The organism is Virgibacillus natechei, from assembly GCF_026013645.1.
Classification (GTDB): domain Bacteria; phylum Bacillota; class Bacilli; order Bacillales; family Amphibacillaceae; genus Virgibacillus_L; species Virgibacillus_L natechei.
On sequence record NZ_CP110224.1, the window covers coordinates 3,556,405 to 3,575,910 of the forward strand.

Consider the following 19,506-nt stretch of genomic DNA (forward strand, 5'->3'; position numbering starts at 1 on the left):
GGAGGCATAGAAATGAAAAAATCACTAATCGCATTATTTATCGTAATTATTTCAGCTATTGGAATTATAGGTTATACGCAACCCTTTGATGGGCCAAATGAAGTTATTGAAGAAAACAACCACTCTACGACAATCAAGTCGTAGATTTAAATATAAAAGTTTATAGAAGGCAAAAAAAGGAAAGTATCTTATTAATAGATACTTTCCTTTTACTATATTTTTATCGTAGTTTAACGGGCAGTAAAACCCGAACTGAATGACGTTTTACTTTATCTTCAGGATGTAACTATTACTCTACTATTGTTACATCCACTGTTTGTACACCCCAGTCATAAGCTTCATCTTTAGACGGGACGTGAACATCAATTTTGTTACCATTAATTGCGCTACCTACATCTCCAGCTACAGCATAGCCATAACCTTCAACATATACTTCAGAACCAAGCGGAATAACATTTGGGTCAACAGCAATTACTTTTTCATTCGGATTTTCATTTAAATCAATTCCTGTTGATGTAACACCAGAACATCCTTCACACCCAGCTGTATATGCTGTTGCAGAAACGGAAAGGGTCTTCCCCTCTGTTTCTTGCGCTGTATGATTTACTTCTTGAGTTGATTCACTTTCAGCTGCAGTATCCTGTGTTTCTGGCTCACTTGACTGCTCACTGTCTGATTGTGAACGTTCGTTAGTTGTTTCATTAGATGTTGTTGCTTCAGGTACATCGTCCTGTTCAACGTTTGCACCTTCAATCGTTAACTCTTGTGCGATACTAATGATATCAGATGTAAGATCATTCGATTCTTTTAAATCCTCTACAGTTACATCGAATTCATTACTAATACTGATTAGTGTATCGCCTTCTTTTACTATATATGTCTCATCGTTATTAATAGATATTGTTTGTTTTGGGTGAATTACAGTAGATTTTAGTTCATTTATATCTATTAAATCATCAACGGTAGTTTGGTATTGGTCTGCGATGTCCCAGAGGTTGTCCCCTTGTTTTACCTCATGGTCTTCTTCTGCTGCAACACTTGTTGCAGCTGTGCCAGCAATGATAATTCCTGCTGATACTGCGGCTACTAATTTTTTCATTAGTAATCCCTCCTTTAATTTCTGACAAAGCCTATAGTATCATACGGCTACAGACAATGCAGTTACAAGACTTTTAAAAGTCTGTTACAAGGATTACCAAAAAGGAGAGATTTTATTACATTTGTCATCGTTTTGATATAAAAGTCGGATTAACCTAGATTTTATAATACAAAAGTAATAGAAAGAGAGTTTTATAATACTAAAAACCCCAAGCGCTGGATCATCCATCACTTGGGGTTTTAATTCATTTTACAATGAACCCATTTTATAATTCTAGTTCTTCACCAAAATCTATGGTTGATAAACTAGGTGTAATAACTGCCCGCTGCGGAAAAACACTACACTTTCCCACTGGAGTCTCCGTGTTTTTCCTCCGCTAGCTAGTCTTATTATCATATTTATTCACTAATATCGACCATAGATTTTAGTGTTGAGCCATAATTCTAGTTAAATAAACCTCTGAAAAAATTACCTATGGATTGGAAGAAATCTCTTACCTGGTCCCAGAATCCTTCATCCAAATTTAATTGATCAATTTGATCCCTAACAGTGGAGGCAATGTCTTCTAGCTGATTTCTAACTTGATCGAAGTTGATGTTCAAATCTTGCATTTGATCAAATAGGTCTACCAACCTTTGTCGATCTGCTTCATCTAAAGAGATTTCTAGATTCTCCAATTGTTCCTCGACAATTTGTTGTACATCTTCTCTTGTTGCTGGATCTTGATCAGCAATCATTTGTTTAATTTCTGATAATAACTCACTTACTTTTTCTTGAGATACTCCATCTTCTTCCGCAAGATCTGTTGCTACATTAAGCTCTTCATTCGCAAGTTCCATCCGTTCCTTATCAAGTTCTTCGCCTTCAACATCATACGCTTTGTAGATTCCTGTTAAGGCTGAATGCCCCGTTACGGCAACAGGTGAAGCAACATCTACCGTTGCATTCTCTACACCTGCTGTTAACAACGCATTTGCATACATCTCATTTGCAACTTCTGTAATATTATCAGGAGTGACAATGTTTACCGTTAACCCTGCGCCACTTTCTTCTAGGGTTATTTTAGCGGATGAGTACATATTAGAATCAGGATTGCCATTAATAAAGTCAGCGTAGTCCTGTCCGGTTACATCATATTCTTCAACTGCATCTGAATCTGTTATTTCTAAAATGTCACGAACTTCAGCTCGCTGATCCTCTGTTAATTGTTCTCCGTAAACGATAATATTAGCTGAGGTAGCTTGAACAGGTGTTGACATCCCTGTAATTAAACCCACTACTAACAGGAACAAAAATGCTATCTTTAACTGATATTTCATATATTATTACCCCTTTTAAGATTATTTTACTTCATCATTCTAATGCTAGCTTACTTAACCTGGCAATCGCAGCCACGTATGCTACTTGGAAAATTGGCATTCATAAAAGGGATTCGAAGAAAGCATTCTTGCTTTGTCACCCTATCTGCCAAGAAAAACACAAACCCTAATCAATCTTATTATAACCTCTAACCATATATACGACAATATTTACTTTTTTATTTGGGCTCTTTTCGAAAGTATTATTGCTTTTAAATTTTCGAAGTTGATATAAAAGACGACGTAACTGTTTTCTAAAAGTATTTTCTATAATCGCCGTTCGGGATCGCTCCAGGCGGATGCTTTCCGCGGGCACGGCTTCAGCCTCCTTGCCCTGGCAAAGGGTATGTAGACGTTGTTCGTAAAGAACGGTTTTAGTCGACCTTCCTTAGGATAGTCCTCCGGAGTCTTCAGACACGTGCTGGGGCTGGGGCTGGGGCTGCGCTTACTCGCCCCACCGAAAACATTTGTTCCCGCAGGAATCAACAGCCCTCCGCTCCAATCAACCATCATAAAAGTGCTGGCTGTCATGTTACAGTGTTCATACTAGCGGAGGAAATACACGGAGACTCCTGCGGGAACAGTGGCCAGAGTGAGACCCCGCAGAACGGAGTTCGAGGAGGCTCACGGGTCACCCGCGGAAAGCGGAGTGTATTTCCGTAGCGGTATTACGTCGCATTCTATAGAAATTGTATCAAAAACACCACCCTTAAGAAAACAGCCTTTATTCGTTACAATTGGCTAATACTTATAAGCAAAATACTTTCGTTTTTTAGTCAAATCAGATATATTTAGGGTAACGAAATAAATTTCAAGAAAGAAGGGCATCACAATTACTAATCAAGAAGAGCAACTTGCGAAACGCAATTTAGCCATCATGTGGTTGGCTAACTTTTTTATTGCTGGAAGTATGACCATGGTAATTCCCTTTATCTCCTTATATATTGATTCACTCGGCAATTTCTCTGAAAGCTACGTACAGACATGGTCAGGTTTTACGTTTGGTATTACTTTTGTAACTGCTTTTTTAGTTTCCCCTATTTGGGGTCGTATAGGTGACAAATACGGCAGGAAAAAAATCTTAATTTTCTCCGCTTTCGGAATTGGTCTATCTGTTTTTTTTATGGGGTTTGCCACATCAGTATGGCAGCTTTTTATTTTGCGACTCATAATGGGAGTTGCAACTGGATTTATTCCAATGTCTCAAGCTTTCATCTCCACACAAACGCCACAAAAAATCGCCGGAAGAGTACTGGGAACCCTTCAGACTGGCAGTATAACCGGGGCATTAATGGGACCATTACTTGGTGGAGTACTGGCAGATACATTCGGCTATGCAAGCACATTTAAATGGGTTTCGGTCACGGTATTCCTATCTGCACTCATTGTCTTATTTGGTATAAAAGAAATGAAATTAAAATTATCTGACGATGCAAGCGATTATAAGTCCTATTCCAGTAAAGAAGTGATAAAATATATCATTCAAAAACCAGTATTACTTGTTGTAATGCTTATTTCTGCACTCGTCCAAATTGCACATTTTAGTATACAGCCAATTTTATCTTTGTTCGTTGCAGAAATACATGGGCCGGCCAATATTGCATTTTTCTCTGGCCTCGCCTTTTCCGCAGCAGGGCTTGGGAATTTATTAATGACTAGAAACTGGGGAAAGCTTGGGGATCGAACTGGCTATATTAGAATATTAATCATTCTACTGTTCGCAGCTGGACTCGTCTACTTTCCTGGTGCCTTTGTTACAAGTATTTGGCAATTGGTTATTTTACGATTTTTACTTGGGGTAGCTATTGGTGGGATTATTCCAGTTCGTATCGCGTATATCAGGCAGGAAGCCCCAATATCCATGCAAGGTGAAGTGCTTGGTTATAACACAAGCCTACGCTTTCTAGGAAATATTATCGGCCCTGCAATGGGTGGTATGCTCGCTGGACTCTTCGGATTCTCCGTCGTCTTCTTTATAACTAGTGGGTTGCTTATATTGAGTGGTTCCATCTTGTTAATCGTATGGTATAAACATGAATATGCATCAAAAAAATCTCCAAGCTTATCTACACATTCACAATAGGCGAAAGCTATTAACCATATGCTGAATGTCATTGATAAACTTGGGGAGACTATTGAGACATCATGAATGCTGAAGGATTGATTTGTTCGTCTAATTATGTTAAAAATAATAGAGCCTTTTAAAAGGCTTCTTTTGAACTCAAGTAATAGAAAGAAAGTGATTCAATGGGAATAGTCGTTGTTGAGGTTTGTGACGGAAATGCAATCACTACAGTTAATATAGAAGAAATTATCGAAGCAGAATTTCCAGAAGTGGCTGTGCTAATGAATGAATGCCTATCATTTTGTGGCTTATGCCGCGTAAAACCATATGCATTAGTTAACAATAAACGCGTTTTCGGTAACACACCTGAAGATTGTTTAGCTAAAATAAAAGAAGCAATAAAAGAAGAACTGGCTGTTTATCAATAATTGCCAGTTCTTCTTTTATTGTAAGGATAAAACGTAGGCTCATGCCATAAATTGACAATAATTTTCGACAAGTATTTCCTGGGAAATACTTGTCGAAATTTGTTTTTAAAATTCAATAGACAAGCACAATCTTAAAGGCTTGCTTTAAAAATAGCTATTGAATCTTCTTTTGTTAATGTTTTAAAATTACCGAACTGAGGTCTGGCGATCACCGTTTTATCTGCCATTTGCTCAATGGTGCTTTCATCAATTTTATAATCGGCTAATGTTGCAGGTGCCTCGATACGATCCCAGAATTGGCGTAACGTATTGATTCCCTCGAGTCCTGCTTCATAGTCGGTTTTACCAGAAGCATCTACGTCAAATACACGTACTGCAAGTTGCTTAAAACGAGCAGCATTTTCTTCATTCAATACATGCTTCATCCAATTCGGGAATAATATAGCCAATCCCCCACCATGCGGAATATCATGTACTGCTGATACGGCATGCTCTAAATTATGTGTTGCCCAGTCTCCGCGAAAACCCATGCTTAGCATGTCATTTAAAGCAAGCGTTCCACTCAACATCACGGTTTCGCGATGCTCGTAATTTTCCAAATCGTCAAGTAATTTCGGAGCCGTTTCGATAACGGTTCTCAAGATGGATTCACAAAACCGATCTTGAATCGGCGTATTTGTTGCTAAGTGGAAATAATGCTCCAGTACGTGTGACATAATATCCACCACGCCATAAACAGTTTGGTCTTGCGGAACGGAGAACGTATTTGCTGGATCAAGAATCGAAAATGCAGGACTTGTATAGGGTGATCCCCAGCCATGCTTTTCATTCGTATCCCAGTTTGTAATGACAGAGCCTCGATTCATTTCGGATCCAGTTGCTGCATGTGTTAATACCGTTCCGAATGGCAGTGCATCTGTCGCTTTTTCCTTCTTCGTTACAATGTCCCACATATCAACATCTGTTTTTGCACCTGTTGCAATGGCTTTCGTACAGTCAATCGTACTTCCGCCACCAATAGCCAACAAGAATTCTACACCTTCATTTTTACAAATTTCAACACCTCTACGAACGGTGGAGATGCGAGGATTAGGTTCCACACCTGAAAGTTCAACTACCTGTGCATCTATTTCTGCTAGTTTTTCCAGCACATTGTCATAAATGCCATTGCGTTTTATGCTTCCACCACCATAAACAATCAGCACCTTTTTTCCATGCTTGTTAACTTCTTTTGGAAGAGCATCTAACTGCCCTTTTCCAAAAATTAATTTTGTTGGATTATAATAAGTGAAATTTTCCACATTAAACCTTCCTTCTATTTTGTATATACAACTGCATCCATTTCAACGAGCAGATCCTTTGGCAAACGACTTACTTCAACCGTTGCTCTCGCTGGATAAGGCTCACTTAAATAAGCTCCGTAAATATCATTGACGGTTGCAAAATCATCCATTGAACTTAAATAAATTGTAAATTTAACGACTTGTGAAAAATCAGTTCCCGCTTCCGTAAGAATGGTTTTTAAGTTCTTCATTACTTGTTCGGTTTGTTTTTCAATCCCCTCGACTACCTCAGAAGTTGCAGGGTTAATTCCAATTTGTCCGGAAACATAAATAAAATCACCTGCTTGAATGGCTTGCGAATACGGCCCCAGTGCTGCTGGTGCGTTTTCTGTAAAGATTTCTTTTACCATTATAATTCCTCCTTTACTTATTTACCTTATTGTATCATTTATTCAGTCCCTTTTGCTGCCAAAACATCCCTATATTCCATCACAGACTGCAGATAGAAAATATCACCATAGCAGGCATCTAATTCCTCTGATTCTTCACGTATGCAGCGGTAATCTGATTGATTTGGCACTTTTTGATACATCTCTTGCGAAAATGCAATCGCTGTTTCTTGTGAATAACTGCCCGAATGTTCACGAACATAATCAATAAATCCACTACCATAATTATAAGACTGAACCGCCAATTCAAGATCTCCACCTGCCACGTCTAGGTTTTTAGAGAAGTAGTAGATTCCTTGTTTAATAGATAACATCGGATCCTCGATACACTCCCTCTCTCCGCAATAACTCTCAGAAGCTTGCATGGGGTCATTTCCTCTCCCGCCAGATTCCTGCATCATCATCCCCAAAATTACATCGACATATTTCCCTACGTCGTATTGATCCGCGTAATCTTCGACAATTGGGCGATAGTTTTCTACATCTTTACTAATCGCAGGTTGTTCTGCGGTACTTGTTGGCTTTTCATAAGATAATAATGAAATTCCCACAAATAGACTACAAAGAAGAATCGTAATCATTGCTGTCTTTTTTAACGTATCTCTATGTTTTTTCTTCCATTTCATCTCTATCTAATCCTTCTTCCTTTTCATCAAAACAATCAACACACCAACGAACATTCCGAAAATAAGATGTGCGATCATCCAGTAAAGAAATGCAGCAAGATCTGTTATAGCTGGCGTCCTAACGGAGAAAGTAGTCGTTACAAAAAGCAATCCACCTATTAGGAGATTTGCTAAAATATACGGATACATTTTTCTATTCATCTTCCATTTATCAAACACACCGTAAAGAATGATAACTAGTGCTACAGACACCAAAATGTGTAACAGAAATTCAACAAATTCACTCATCTGCCAATCTTGTATAATCGGAAAATAATCCACATTTAATAAAAGTACGTAGACTGGTATATTCATCAGTTGTTCAACAACCTTAAGAAATCCTCCCATTACCACTCCGGAGAAAATCCCGATCGCTGCTAGTTTTACGAATAATTGCATGGATGTCCCACCTATTGTCTTTCCTTGGCAAACAATTCTTTCTCACGCCATTTACCGAATCGATAATATAGATACGCAAATAAACTACTAAATAAGAAACTGCTTCCCATTCCAAGTGCAATCCCCGTTTCACCGAAAAAGTGTGAAAAAAGAGCAGTGAATGGATAACGCAACACCCAGAAAGAGATAATATTTAGCACAAGGACCTGATACATCGCCCCCGCAGCACGAACAATTCCATTAAGTATAAAATTAATTCCGAGAAACGGATAACACAATGCAACAATTTGTAAGTAACGTGTTCCAAATTGAACGGCTTCCTCATCATTAATAAATAACCTAACCCCATGCTCCGCAAACAGAACCACTATAATTCCTATACACAGCATAACAGAAAAATTATATAAGATTCCATATTTAGTAATACTGCTCACTCTCGACCAATTCCGAATTCCAATATTCTGTCCTGCCATACTACTAACAGAAATACCTAAAGCCTGTGCTGGTAGCATGATAAGGCTATCTAAGCGCTGTGCCGCACTGAAGCCTGCAACTACCCCACCCCCAAACGTTGTGACCACCGTCATAATAGCTGCTGATCCTGCAGAGATGACAGCCATTTGCAGCCCAGATGGTATACCGAGGTTTAAAATCAAGCCAACTTCGGATCTTGACGGCAAGCTAGGCATGCTGAATGGAGCTAATTTGTGATATAATACATAAATTAACCCATATAAAAATGCAGTACCTTGCGATATAATTGTTGCATACGCTGCTCCTTCGACACCTAAATTAAGCACAGCAATAAATAAGGGATTCATGACAATATTCATGATGACTGCAAGCAAGACAAAACGTAATGGCGTTTTACTATCTCCAAGTGCACGAAGCACCGTACTAATGAAGTTATAACCAAATAAAAATAGGATGCCTAGAAAGTTTATTTGTAAATAAGACTTCGCTTGATCCATCATACTATCCGGTGTACCCATTAAAGCAAGAAGCTGTTCAGAAAATAGGAAGCCAATCGTTCCAAGTGAAATTGACATAACCGTTAAAATCACCACAAAGGCGTTCAAGTATCGCTTTAAACCTGCTTCGTTGTCCTGACCTTTTTGCTGGGACAATATCGTCAATGCTGCATTATTTAAGCCAATAACAAAGGAAAGCACAGTAAAAATAATCATACTTGAAATCGATACAGCACCTAACGCATCTGCCCCAAGCAAATTACCAACCCATAAACTATCTGCGAATTGGTATGACGTTTGTAAAAGACTTGTAAGCATAACGGGACCAGAAAAAACAATTAACTGCCTCAGTATATTTCCTTCTGTAAAATCATGTTGTTTCTGCAATAATGTCAACCCTTTCTCTTCATTCCAATTCTTCTATTCTATCATCAAATTAATAAATACTCGAATAATTATTATTTAATCTTTCAAATTATTCAAATTATATGATATCATTGGAACATGCTTTTAAACATTTTAAAGGGGATGGTTTTTAATTATGATGAATGCACCATTAACAGTAGGATCAATGCTGGAACATGCCGAGAAGTTTTTCCCGAAAAAACAAGTCATTTCGCAAACCCATGACAAACTCCACTACCTCAACTACAAAGAAATTGGACAACGCACCCGCCGATTGATGAGTGTATTAGATGAGCTTGGCGCACAGAAAGGCGATCGAATTGGCACATTAGCCTGGAATCATCACAGGCATCTCGAAATCTATTTCGGTGCACCTGGAATAGGCGCTGTGTTACACACAATCAATATCCGACTATCACCTGAACATATTATTCATATCATTAACCACGCAGAAGATAAGATCCTTTTCATTGATGAGGATGTCTTGCCTCTAATAGAAAAAATTAAAGATCACCTTAAAACAGTCGAGGCATTTGTTGTAATGACCGACAAAAATGAACTCCCTGAATCTGGACTGAATCCATTATACTCCTATGAAGAATTGCTTAATACCGGTGATCCATCTTACCCATTTATAGAAGCAATCGATGAAAATGAGCCTGCTGGACTGTGCTACACATCTGCTACAACCGGTAAACCAAAAGGAATACTCTATTCACATCGCGGTATCGTATTACACAGCTACGCATTAGGTTTAGCCGATTCTGCTGGTGTTTCGGAATCGGATGTCGCCATGCCTGTCGTACCACAGTTCCATGTGAATGCTTGGGGGATGCCATTTGCCAGTACATGGTTTGGTACTACACAAGTAATGCCAGGACCACGATTCACACCAAAGCGCATCGCAGAATTCATTGAAAAATTTGGCGTTACCATAACAGCTGGTGTCCCAACTATTTGGCTAGGCTTATTACGTGAATTAGAGCAAACAGAGTACGATACATCTAGTTTGCGCGCTGTGCTTTGCGGAGGTTCAGCAGCACCACTCGGCATCATAAAAGCATTTGAAGAAAAACATAACATTCCATTTTACCATGCGTATGGTGCAACGGAGACAACACCACTTGTGACGGTTTCCCGATTGAAGAGCTATCAGCAGGATTTAAGTAGTGAAGAGAAACTGGAAGAACGAGCCCGACAAGGAATTTTGGTTCCAGGTCTGCAAATGAAGGTTATGGGATCGGATGGTGAAGCCAAATGGAATGACGAAGAAATGGGCGAATTACTTCTGCGCGGACCATGGATTGCAAGTGAATATTACAAGGATGATCGAAGCGAGAGTGCTTTTGTCGACGGATGGTTTCATACAGGAGATGTTGTAACCGTAGACGCCGAAGGAACCATTAAAATCGTTGATCGTACGAATGATTTAATTAAAAGCGGGGGCGAATGGATTTCATCGGTCGATATTGAAAACGCCATCATGGCGCATGAGGCCGTTTTTGAGGCAAGCGTTGTCGCAATCCCGGATGCGGAGTGGCAGGAGCGCCCAATCGCCTGTGTTGTTTTAAACGAAGGAGCATCCAAGGATAAGATGAAAGAAGAATTAATCGAATTCCTACGTCCACAATTTGCAAAGTTCTGGCTGCCAGATGATATACTTTTCTTTGATGAGATTCCAAAAACGTCTGTAGGGAAGTTTCTAAAACGTCAATTACGTGAACAAGTGAAGGAGCAATATAATTTGCAAGACTAGAAGAATGAAAAAAGAACCAGCCATACGCAAGGACACCGTCCCCATGTCGTATGGCTGGTTCTTTTCTAGGCAGCGGGTCTTGCGGGTGATTTTATCCGCGGGCCTTATCAATCACATGTGCGAATCTTCGTCTGCTATAAGGACTGAAGGATCAAATAGAAAACAGCCCCCAATGATGAGGACTGTTTCTAATTACATTCTATTCTTCAATATAAACATCTTTAAGTTGTAAGATTTGTGTTGGTAGCAACTCAAATCCTTTTACTTCATCACGTACACTTAGTAAGAATTCTTGGTGGTGTAGATAAAGCATTGGTGCAATGTCTACTAACAATTCTTGTGCTTCACTATAAATTTCTTCTCGATCTTCTGGATCCGCTGCTTGACGGCCTTCTTCTAAGAGTGCATCGAGTTCATCGTTTTCAGTGAATGTACGATTACCTGGCTCCCCAACGTTGTCAGAGTGGAACAGTGGGTGCATCGAGTAATCTGCATCACCTGTTGCAGTTGACCAACCCAGAACAAACATGTCATGCTCACCATTTGCAGTTTGGTCTAGATAAGCACCCCATTCAAGAATTTCTACTTCTACTTCAATACCAATTTCCTCAAGCTGTGCTTGAACATTTGTTGCTGCGTCGATACGTTCACGTTGATCGTTCGTCCAAAGCGTTGTAGAGAAACCATCTTCGTACCCTGCTTCAGCTAAAAGATCTTCCGCTTCTTCCAGGTTATGCTCAATACCAGATACACTGTCATCATAACCGAATACATCTGGCGGTATAGGCCCAATAGCAGGAATACCAACGCCATCATAGATACCATCAATAATTTGATCTTTATCTATAGCCATGGATACAGCCTGACGAACACGCTCATCATCAAATGGCTCTTTTTCCATATTAAAACCAATATAAGATAAACTCACACTTCCTTGGTCATGTACGTGCGCGCCATCTTCAGCTTCAATTTGTCCAATATCAGATGGGCTGAGCGGGTTAGCAATATGTGTGTCGCCTGTTGTAATCTCAGCAACTCGTGTTAGGTCTTCACCTACCACCTTAAATGTTACGGTATCAAGTAAAGCTTGGCCGTCCCAATAATCTTCATTATTTGTCAAACGAACATACTCACCTGCGTTCCATTCATCAAATTCAAAGTAGCCAGTACCTATCGGATTCTGGTTAATTACACTTCCTGGCTCTTCGCCTTCTTCCATCGCCTCATAATCTGCTTCAACTTGTTCCAAAGCAACCATGGCACCACCACTATGTGCAAGGTGTGCTGGGAGTGGGGAGAACGGATATTCAGTTGTGAATTGAACCGTATAATCGTCTACCACTTCGATATCGGTAACCATTTCATATAAAAACGCGCGTGGGGAAGCCACATCAGGATCCATAATACGTTCTATATTTGCTTTAACAACTTCTGCATTAAATTCTGAACCATCATGGAAAGTTACACCTTCTTGTAGATCGAACTCCCATACATCATCCTCAACAGCTTCCCAACTTTCTGCAAGGCTTGGTTGAAGTTCCATGTCCATATCTTGTTTCACCAAGGTTTCGTATATGTTTGCCTGTACATCACTGGAAGGCACATCATTGGAACCAGCTGGATCTAATGAAACAACATCAGACTGATTAGCGATCACTAAATCGCCACCTTCGCCTGCTGCATCATCTTCACCAGCGTCTCCGCCGTCTGTTGCTTCTTCACCATTATCATCCGTTGAACCGTTTTCATCAGGTTCACTTGCGCATGCCATTAAGACAATGCTGAGCATCACCATTATCGCTATTAATAACAGTGAATTTTTAGACATTTTCATCCTTTTTACCCCCTAAAATTATGTATATTCTTGACTATTGTACTAGTCTAAGTTGTAAGTATAATATAAACCATCTTTTAACAAAACACAAGATGATTTACAATTTTTTTAATCTTTTCATTAAATGTACGATTCTTCTGCCTAAAATAATATATTTCAAACCGAGCGTTGCTATTACTAATTTGAATGGTTTATTGTAAAATTTTCATATTGTCATATATTTTATTCGTGATATAATCTATCAAGATACCATTTATAATGTCAGAAACATCCGAATTATGGCTGACTTTATGTAGAAAACGACGACTTTCGACATGATTCTATATGTCTAGTCAATCTTTTCTAAAAATGTGTGAATACTTTGTCTAGAAAGGAAGTACAAGCTATGAGTCAAGAGACACAAAAAATAGACAATTCTAAAACTGCAACTGAGCCGCCTAAAACCCGGTTTAAAAATTTAAAAATTGTTTATAACAAAATCAAACAAAATAAAGCTGCGATGATCGGTGGTATTTTAATACTTTTTTTTATAATTGTCGCAATAGTCGGTCCGTATTTAACAACAAATACGCCGGAATCACAAGACCTTGTAAACAAACTAGCCCCGCCTTCAGCTGAGAATTGGTTTGGTACTGATAGTTTTGGCCGTGATATTTTCACCCGTATTATATATGGTATGTCTCTAACCCTGTACATAGGTTTTGCATCTGTAGCATTAGGTGCTACGGCGGGCGTAATACTTGGACTTATTTCTGGTTATTACGGCAGACGTACGGATTCTATTATTATGAGAATAATGGATGTACTGTTAGCTTTCCCTGGTATTCTGTTAGCTCTAGCTATTGTTAGTGTGCTAGGTGGTAGTTTGGAAAATGTCATTCTTGCAGTTGCCATATCCTCGATTCCAGTTTTCGCAAGGATTGTTCGTGGATCTACGCTTTCAGTGAAGAACCTTGAATACATAGATGCCATGAAATCACTAGGTGCAAGTGATACCCGTATTATTTTTAAACATATATTTCCAAATGTTACATCGCCAATTATCGTTCAGGCTACTTTAAGTATTGCTACAGCTGTAATATCAGCAAGTGGACTTTCATTCCTTGGACTTGGTGCTCAGCCACCAACACCGGAATGGGGAGCTATGCTGGCAGACGGACGAAACTACTTATATAATGCCTGGCACGTTGCATTCTTTCCAGGTGTTATGATTGTTGCAGTAGTTCTAGCATTTAACATTCTTGGTGATGGATTAAGAGATGCACTTGATCCGAAGATAAAAGAGTAGAAAGGGGTGCAACTAAAATGTTTAAATTTATTATAAGACGTCTTATCCAAACCATTCCGGTTTTAATCGGAGTTTCCATTCTAGTGTTTAGTTTAATGCACCTGATTCCTGGTAATCCTGCTCAAATTATGGCAGGTGAGAGTGCACCAACAGAAACAGTAGAAAATATAGAGGAACGTTTAGGTTTAAATGATCCTTTACCCGTACAGTATTTCAGTTATGTTTCAAATGCCGTTCAAGGGGATTTAGGAAACTCCATTCGATCAGGTCGACCCGTTACGGATGAAATCGGTGGGCGATTTTGGGTAACCGTAGAGCTCGCAATTTATAGTACCGTCCTAAGTGTTTTTATGGGGTTAATAGCCGGAATTATATCTGCTACAAGAAAGTACTCGTTTGCTGACACGTTCCTTATGATCGTTGCTTTATTCGGACTTTCCATGCCTAACTTCTGGTTAGGATTAATGTTAATACAATGGTTTGCGATTGGTATTGATTTGCCAAGCTGGGTGCCATTTTTAAATGATACAGCATGGTTTTCACCATCCGGTTGGGGAAATATTTCACAAATCATCTTACCTGTGATCACACTGGGAACAGCTGGCGCGGCAGTAATTGCGCGCATGACTCGTTCTAGTATGCTGGATGTTATTGATCAGGATTACATTCGTACAGCAAGAGCAAAAGGCGTTAAAGAACGAACCGTCGTTTACCGTCATGCACTAAAAAACGCGCTGATTCCTGTTGTTACAGTAGTAGGATTGCAATTCGGTACGCTTCTCGGTGGCACCGTCTTAACGGAAACTGTTTTTGCGATTAATGGTATGGGTAAATTAATTATTGACTCCATCAATGCTAGGGACTTCCCAATCGTCCAAGGTTCCATACTTGTAGTAGCTGCATTGTTCGTGTTGGTAAACTTACTCGTTGATATAACCTATCGCCTCTTAAACAAGCGAATTGATTTTGATTAATCCAATGGTAATATAGAATGATATGGAAGGTGAATGTGCTATGACAAATGAGAATAATTTACTAGAATTAAAAGATCTGCAGACATCTTTCTTCACGAAAGACATAGAGGTCAAAGCTGTTGATGGCGTAACATTTTCCCTTCCAAAAGGGAAAACGCTTGGCGTCGTAGGTGAGTCTGGGTCTGGGAAAAGTATAACATCTCTTTCCATACTCCGCCTCATCGATGAACCTGGTGAAATTGTTGGTGGAGAGATAAATTTTAAAGGAGAAAACCTTCTCGACAAGAAAGAAACAGAAATGAGAAAAATACGTGGTAATGAAATTTCTATGATCTTTCAGGAACCCATGACTTCCTTAAACCCTACTTACACAGTGGGACAGCAAATTAATGAATCCTATATGATACACCAAGGCCTAGGAAAAAAAGAAGCTAGAGAGCGCTCTATTGAGATGTTAGAACTTGTAGGTATCCCTTCACCTAAAAAAAGAATTGACCAATACCCACATGAACTTTCAGGTGGTATGAGACAAAGGGTAATGATCGCGATGGCGCTTGCATGTAACCCTGACCTTTTAGTAGCGGATGAACCTACAACGGCACTTGATGTAACGATACAAGCGCAAATTCTTGATTTGATAAAAGATTTACAAGAACGACTAGATATGGGGGTACTATTTATCACCCATGATCTAGGTGTTGTTGCTGAAACATGTGATTATGTTGCAGTAATGTACGGTGGACAAATAGTAGAATACGAAGATGTAAAAACACTCTTTAATAATCCAAAGCATCCATATACAGTTGGGTTACTTAACTCTATTCCTCCAAATGATCACGATATTGAAGGGGATCTACCAGTTATTAGAGGTTCTGTACCAAGTCCAGCTGATATGCCAGAAGGGTGCCGCTTTGCACCACGTTGTCCATTTGCGACAGATCTATGCAGAGAAAAATTACCAGAACTAGAAACAGATGAACATGGCAATCAAATTCGCTGTTGGATTTATACAGACGAATGGGATGGCGATCCGGAGGTGAATGTTGATGACGAAAGAACTTCTAAAAGTTACTGATCTAGAACAACACTTCCCGATTAAAGGGGGGATACTAGGTCGAACAGTAAATCATGTGAAAGCAGTTGACGGTGTTACTTTTTCTATTTATGAAGGTGAGACAGTAAGTATTGTGGGTGAGTCTGGTTGTGGTAAATCCACTACTGGACGTGCAGTTCTTAGACTTGATGAACCAACGAGTGGTGAAGTAGAATTCGACGGAGAAGATCTGCTCTCCTTTAACAAAAAGAAAATGAACGAAACACGTAAAAATATGCAGGCGATTTTTCAGGATCCATATGCATCAATCAACCCCCGTCAAACGGTACGTCAAGTATTAAAAGAGGCAATGCAAATCCAAAACGTTACACCAAAAGACGAGCAAGATGAACGAGTGATTGAGCTTATGGCAACGGTTGGCCTAGGAGCTCATCAGGCAGATCGCTTACCACATGAATTTAGTGGTGGACAACGGCAAAGAATCGGCATTGCTCGTGCATTATCTGTTAACCCACAGCTTATTATTGCTGATGAAGCAGTGTCCGCTTTAGATGTATCCGTTCAGGCACAAGTAATTAACTTGTTGAAAAAATTACAACGTGACTTTGATTTAACCTATCTCTTTATTTCTCATGATCTTGGTGTCGTACGTCATATATCAGACCGTGTTATCGTGATGTATTTAGGGAAGATCGTGGAGATTGCAGACAAAAAGTCATTGTTCTCAAACGCACATCATCCCTACACGAAGGCTTTGTTATCTGCCATTCCAAGTACGGATACAGAATCAAAAAAAGAAAGAATTACCCTAAAAGGTGATGTTCCGTCACCAATTAATCCACCAACAGGGTGCCGATTCCATACACGTTGTCCATTTGCAACGGATAAATGTGTTAATGAGGTTCCTGAACTACGTAACACGGATGGCATGGCTGATGGGCATCAAGCTGCCTGCCATTATATGGAGGAAATAATTTCAGGTGAACATCAACCTACGAAGTAACAAAAGCTAAAAAGCGCTCTCGCAATATAGCGAGAGCGCTTTTTTTTGATTTCATTTTATCTATCGTAGTTTAACGGGCATGTCGACTAAATACGACACGTCCTTGAAAAAGAAAACCGCTTTTTCTGCGTGTGACGTTTTTCAGGAAAGACTTTTTTGTCCTGGGACTGCGCGTAAATGCTCGTCCCAGCGAAAAGATCTGTGACAACGTCTGCACTAACTTGTCCTGTGCGTCAAAGCCTCCATTGATTGAAGTTTTATTTCATCCGTCATCTAACCATCCTCGATAGATTTATATCAAGCACTTTTTAATTCTTGTTTATTACCCCTTTTAGACTTCCTCCATTGAATAACAACAATAAGGCCAAAAATAGCTATTCCTAATATATCTGTCCATATGTCAGCATTTAGTAAGACAAGAGCAGCCGCGACAGCAAGAATCCGCTCTGTCCATCCGAATTTAGTAAATAAATAGCTTTGTATGAATGTGGACCATGCTATTATTCCAATAAATGCAGTAGCCACACTTATAGTTATCTGGAAGGCCGTAGCTGTATCGTCTTGCAATATTAGCATAGGATTTAAAACAAATGCATATGGAAGTAACAGTGCACCCATATCGAATTTAAAGCCTTGAATTCCGGTTTGTACCGGATCTGATTTAGCTATACCGGATGTCGCATATGCTGGTAAGTTAATAGGCGGCGTGTCATCAGCCAATATACCGTAGTAAAACACAAATAGATGTGCTGCTAAAACTGGAACGCCAACTTGAATTAACGCAGGTGCCATAACAGCTGCCAAGACAATATAGGTTGCTGTTGTAGGCAAGCCTAGACCCATAATAATACAAGCCACCATTGTAAATACTAAAACAAGAATTAGTTCATTGTTTGCTAGTCCAATAATCAAGCTTGAAAAAGTCGGCCCCAAACCAGTCATTGTGACTACACCAGTTAATATACCTGCAGTCGCACAAGCTGCCACTACACTCAAGGAATTTTTAGCACCAAGTTCCAGTGCTGAGATGATCTCTCGTAAACCAAATTTGGTTTGTTTTTCCGATTTCACCTTCCTACCTAAAGCATACCATATTAAAGCAAATAATAGAGAACCAGCTGATACCATTGTTACATATTCGTTTAGTCCAAATAGTAAATGGGCTGCATATGCCCCACCAATGAATAGCAATGCAACTAGGAATCCTGCACCAAAATTCTTTTGCATGCGATAAGAGAATAACGAAATTGAGATGGCCCCTATAATTGCCATGAATGAAGCCATAATTGGTGTGAAACGCATTATTAATAATACGATAATTGCAACAATCGGCAACAGTAAGTAACCTCGACCAGCAATAACTCTTAGTGGAGAAACCAGATCTTTTCTTGGAATCCCTTTTAGATTAAACTTACTAGCTTCCAAGTGCACCATAAACAATATCGCAGTATACGTAAGCAAGGCAGGAATTGCTGCTGAGGCTGCAATTTCAAGGTAAGGAATGCCCGTAAAATCCGCCATAATAAAGGCCGCAGCACCCATAACTGGAGGGAGTAATTGCCCGCTTGATGAAGCAGCTACTTCTACACCACCCGCAACTTTAGGTCGAAACCCTGTCTTTTTCATTAGTGGTATCGTAAATGTACCTGTTGTAACTGCGTTTGCCACAGAACTTCCAGAAATAGATCCCATCATACCTGAAGATATAACAGCAGCCTTGGCTGGTCCACCTTTAAATGAACCTACTAAAGAAACTGCTAAATCAATGAACATCCGTCCTGCTCCTGTAATTTCCAGAAAAGCACCGAATAAAATGAAGATAAACACATATTGTGCTGAAACAGTTATTGGTGTTCCAAAAATCCCTTCATTTGATAAGAACATAAATTCCGCTATTTCGTTCCATGAAAATCCAAAATGATTTAGAACATCAGGTAAAATAGCATTCCCACCAAGGGTACTAGGCAAATAGGTATCCCCGAGCCATGCGTAAAGCATAAATACAGCTGCAATAATCACTAACGGTTTTCCAACCACGCGTCTTGTTGCTTCTAACACAAGCAAAATCGCAATAAATGACATGGTTGTATCCATCGTATTCGGGTTTCCAACTTTACCAACCAAATCAGCTGATATCGTTACAATATAAATACCTACTGAAGCACCCATTATAGCGAATATGATATCATACCATGGGATGCTCTTTTGTCCGAGCTTCTTCTTATATGGAAAGATCAGAAATATAAGCATTAATGCAAAACCTAGATGGATTGCATTCTGTTGCATCCGTGGTAGCATATCAATGCCAGCTGTATATAGATGAAACAATGACATACTAACAGCAAGTATTAGAGTGATCATTGCCATCCAACCAAACAAGGTTCGATCACTGCCCTCTAACTCGTCCAAGTGTTTGTTCACTTCTTTATGATCGACTTCTTTATCTATGTTTGAGTTAGCCATAAAGGCTTCCCT

The 19,506-nt window shown here is 39.4% G+C and carries 17 protein-coding genes; 8 read left to right on the forward strand and 9 right to left on the reverse strand.

Features of this window, described 5'->3' with window-relative positions; translation table 11 throughout:
* The first annotated feature begins 12 nt into the window (after positions 1-12).
* Positions 13-144, forward strand: coding sequence for a hypothetical protein (locus OLD84_RS17750; RefSeq protein WP_264917242.1), 132 nt, complete (start codon positions 13-15; stop codon positions 142-144).
* Between the two features lie 145 nt (positions 145-289).
* Here the strand turns inward: OLD84_RS17750 and OLD84_RS17755 are convergent, their stop codons facing one another.
* Positions 290-1,099, reverse strand: coding sequence for a 3D domain-containing protein (locus OLD84_RS17755; protein WP_209464029.1), 810 nt, complete (start codon positions 1,097-1,099; stop codon positions 290-292).
* A 443-nt stretch (positions 1,100-1,542) separates the two neighbouring features.
* Positions 1,543-2,418, reverse strand: coding sequence for a DUF1002 domain-containing protein (locus OLD84_RS17760; RefSeq protein WP_209464030.1), 876 nt, complete (start codon positions 2,416-2,418; stop codon positions 1,543-1,545).
* Between the two features lie 916 nt (positions 2,419-3,334).
* On the opposite strand from OLD84_RS17760, the gene OLD84_RS17765 reads away from it, so the two are divergent.
* A complete protein-coding gene (locus OLD84_RS17765) occupies positions 3,335-4,540 on the forward strand; it encodes an MFS transporter (protein WP_209464031.1) in 1,206 nt (401 codons plus the stop codon).
* A 164-nt stretch (positions 4,541-4,704) separates the two neighbouring features.
* Positions 4,705-4,950 carry a YuzB family protein gene (locus OLD84_RS17770; RefSeq protein WP_209464032.1) on the forward strand — a complete coding sequence of 82 codons (246 nt, stop codon included), beginning with the start codon at positions 4,705-4,707 and terminating at the stop codon, positions 4,948-4,950.
* Positions 4,951-5,081: 131 nt separating this feature from the next.
* Here OLD84_RS17770 and OLD84_RS17775 read toward each other — a convergent pair whose 3' ends face one another.
* Genes OLD84_RS17775 through OLD84_RS17795 form a run of 5 tightly spaced genes read right to left on the reverse strand, consistent with a single transcriptional unit; the run spans position 5,082 to position 9,104 of the window.
* Complete coding sequence (locus tag OLD84_RS17775) at positions 5,082-6,251, reverse strand: iron-containing alcohol dehydrogenase (RefSeq protein WP_209464033.1); 1,170 nt, start codon at positions 6,249-6,251, stop codon at positions 5,082-5,084.
* A gap of 14 nt (positions 6,252-6,265) precedes the next feature.
* Positions 6,266-6,643 (reverse strand): RidA family protein, encoded by a 378-nt coding sequence (locus OLD84_RS17780; protein ID WP_209464034.1) that lies wholly within the window; start codon positions 6,641-6,643, stop codon positions 6,266-6,268.
* Positions 6,644-6,681: 38 nt separating this feature from the next.
* Positions 6,682-7,308 carry a lysozyme family protein gene (locus OLD84_RS17785; protein ID WP_209464035.1) on the reverse strand — a complete coding sequence of 209 codons (627 nt, stop codon included), beginning with the start codon at positions 7,306-7,308 and terminating at the stop codon, positions 6,682-6,684.
* A 6-nt stretch (positions 7,309-7,314) separates the two neighbouring features.
* Entirely contained in the window at positions 7,315-7,746 is a 432-nt protein-coding gene (locus OLD84_RS17790; RefSeq protein ID WP_209464036.1) for a hypothetical protein, read from the reverse strand.
* An 11-nt stretch (positions 7,747-7,757) separates the two neighbouring features.
* Positions 7,758-9,104 (reverse strand): MATE family efflux transporter, encoded by a 1,347-nt coding sequence (locus tag OLD84_RS17795; protein WP_209464037.1) that lies wholly within the window; start codon positions 9,102-9,104, stop codon positions 7,758-7,760.
* 154 nt (positions 9,105-9,258) lie between these two features.
* Between OLD84_RS17795 and OLD84_RS17800 the strand changes: the two genes are divergently transcribed.
* Complete coding sequence (locus OLD84_RS17800) at positions 9,259-10,878, forward strand: long-chain fatty acid--CoA ligase (RefSeq protein ID WP_209464038.1); 1,620 nt, start codon at positions 9,259-9,261, stop codon at positions 10,876-10,878.
* A 199-nt stretch (positions 10,879-11,077) separates the two neighbouring features.
* On the opposite strand, the gene OLD84_RS17805 is transcribed toward OLD84_RS17800, so the two are convergent.
* Positions 11,078-12,712: a glutathione ABC transporter substrate-binding protein gene (locus tag OLD84_RS17805; RefSeq protein WP_209464039.1), complete on the reverse strand. Its 1,635-nt coding sequence runs from the start codon at positions 12,710-12,712 to the stop codon at positions 11,078-11,080.
* A gap of 385 nt (positions 12,713-13,097) precedes the next feature.
* On the opposite strand from OLD84_RS17805, the gene OLD84_RS17810 reads away from it, so the two are divergent.
* Genes OLD84_RS17810 through OLD84_RS17825 form a run of 4 tightly spaced genes read left to right on the forward strand, consistent with a single transcriptional unit; the run spans position 13,098 to position 17,031 of the window.
* Positions 13,098-14,000, forward strand: a complete 903-nt coding sequence (locus OLD84_RS17810) for an ABC transporter permease (RefSeq protein ID WP_209464040.1) — start codon at positions 13,098-13,100, stop codon at positions 13,998-14,000.
* A 17-nt stretch (positions 14,001-14,017) separates the two neighbouring features.
* Complete coding sequence (locus OLD84_RS17815; protein ID WP_209464041.1) at positions 14,018-14,974, forward strand: ABC transporter permease; 957 nt, start codon at positions 14,018-14,020, stop codon at positions 14,972-14,974.
* Positions 14,975-15,014: 40 nt separating this feature from the next.
* Positions 15,015-16,049 (forward strand): ABC transporter ATP-binding protein, encoded by a 1,035-nt coding sequence (locus OLD84_RS17820; protein WP_209464042.1) that lies wholly within the window; start codon positions 15,015-15,017, stop codon positions 16,047-16,049.
* Positions 16,021-17,031: an ABC transporter ATP-binding protein gene (locus OLD84_RS17825; RefSeq protein ID WP_209464043.1), complete on the forward strand. Its 1,011-nt coding sequence runs from the start codon at positions 16,021-16,023 to the stop codon at positions 17,029-17,031. Before OLD84_RS17820 ends, OLD84_RS17825 begins: the two co-directional genes overlap by 29 nt.
* Before the next feature lie 297 nt (positions 17,032-17,328).
* Here the strand turns inward: OLD84_RS17825 and OLD84_RS17830 are convergent, their stop codons facing one another.
* Positions 17,329-19,494, reverse strand: a complete 2,166-nt coding sequence (locus OLD84_RS17830; RefSeq protein WP_209464044.1) for a TRAP transporter permease — start codon at positions 19,492-19,494, stop codon at positions 17,329-17,331.
* Between the last annotated feature and the right edge of the window lie 12 nt (positions 19,495-19,506).